A 908-nucleotide genomic window follows, 5' to 3' on the forward strand; every position below is an offset into this window, starting at 1 on the left:
GGCCTGCCCTGGCCGGCGCGGCGGCGGGGCTCCTCGCCGGCGGCCTCGCTGCCACTTTCTATGCTGCCCACTGCACGGATGATTCCCCGCTTTTCGTGGCCGTGTGGTACACGATCGCCGTCGCGATGCTTGCGCTCGTCGGGGCGGCCATAGGGAGCCGCCTCGCGCGGTGGTGATTCCGGTATCACACCGCGGCACGTCAATGGGCCACGCTATCCCGGCATCGTCTCCTGCAGCGAATAGTGAATGCTCTGGAAGACGATCTTGCCGTTCTCGATGACGAAGCTGTCCGCACCGTCCTCGACGCTGCGGCCGGGCTCCCGCGCGCGCCACTCGATAAACGCGAAGCGGCCGCTGGTGAGCTTTGCCGGAAAGACATAGTGGCGCGGCACATGTGCCTGCAGCATCTTGTTGAACCGTCGCACCGCCTCGTGGCCCTTGCGCATGCCCTTCGGCGTCATGACGACCACGTCCGGCGCGAAATTGCGCGCCAGGTCGTTTTCCACGTCGCCGGCAGTCCGCAGCCGCAGATGATCCTCCAGCACATCCTCGGTGGACCTGTTCGACAGATTCTCCATGCCACGCCTCCATGCCGGAAAATCGGTGCCGGACGTAAAAAGTTCCGTGCCGCCGCTTCTGGCCGCGCGAAGACATCTCCGTAGGACCCGGAACATTCGTCCGGGCGGAAGGTTTGGCGCTGCATGAAGCACGCTGCCACCGGAGGGCGCATCCATGCATCATCGCAGCCACCTGGCCTATCGCCGCCGCGGACACGGGGATGCCGGAAAGGTGCTGGCGGCGGCCACGCTCGGCGTTCTCGCCGGCACCGTCGTCCTGGTCTGCGCGCGGCAGGCCCTGCGCAGCAGACCCGTATTGCAACCCGAGGACGCCCCGCACCACACCTGGCG

At 66.9% G+C, this 908-nt stretch carries 2 protein-coding genes; one reads left to right on the plus strand and one right to left on the minus strand.

The genetic code is table 11. The features are described from left to right. Positions 1-176 (plus strand): NrsF family protein (locus ACFP9U_RS25205; RefSeq protein ID WP_378625641.1); only part of this gene is annotated, 176 nt, incomplete at its 5' end. Between the two features lie 36 nt (positions 177-212). Here the strand turns inward: ACFP9U_RS25205 and ACFP9U_RS25210 are convergent. Further along, positions 213-578 (minus strand): nuclear transport factor 2 family protein, encoded by a 366-nt coding sequence (locus ACFP9U_RS25210; RefSeq protein WP_378625639.1) that lies wholly within the window; start codon positions 576-578, stop codon positions 213-215. Positions 579-908: the final 330 nt, after the last annotated feature.

This window comes from Nitratireductor sp. GCM10026969, from assembly GCF_042660605.1.
Classification (GTDB): Bacteria; Pseudomonadota; Alphaproteobacteria; order Rhizobiales; family Rhizobiaceae; genus Chelativorans.